The organism is Roseibium sp. AWQ4_290, assembly GCF_056160985.1.
Window position 1 is genome coordinate 1 of sequence record NZ_JBSWYG010000058.1, and the last position, 594, is coordinate 594.

Annotated in this window: 1 protein-coding gene; it reads left to right on the forward strand. The window is 54.9% G+C overall.

What is annotated here, in order from left to right:
• Positions 1–594 (forward strand): hypothetical protein (locus tag ACXAH0_RS25115; protein WP_475196020.1); only part of this gene is annotated, 594 nt, incomplete at both ends.

Genomic DNA, 594 nt, shown 5'->3' on the forward strand with positions numbered 1-594 from the left:
GGCTCAGGCGCAGGGCCGCGACTTTGCGACGAATGTGCTTGAGAAGGTTGGTGGCAGTGCCGACGGTTGGGATCGCGGCGCGTTGTCCGAAGAAAGCTTTATCGGAGCTGGTTCTGTCAGCATGACGGCCCAGCAGGTCAACAAGGCGTTGATGTTCGGGCTCTCTGTTGACGGCACCGATGAAGGCTATCAGCAGATAGATTTTGCTCTTTACACGAATATCAGCGGTCAGATTGAAATCTATGAATCGGGTGTGCATCGGGGCTTTTTTGGGGCCTATGCTGTTGGAGACGAGTTCACAGTGGCGCGTCTTGCCGATGGGACGGTTCAGTATCTGAAGAATGGAACGGTCTTATACACGAGCACGGCGCAGTCGGACACGTCTGACGCTATGCGGGTTGATGCATCTTTCCGTACGCAAGGCGGACGTCTTGGAGACACGGTTCTGGACCTTGAAAACGGGTCATCTCAACTTGTGAGTTGGTTACATGGGTCTGATGTGACGGTCGCTGGGCCGATTGGCCCAGTTACAACATCGTATGAAGACCTGAACGGCGACGGTGTTGTTGATGCTGTTCTGTCGGCTGAGGACGG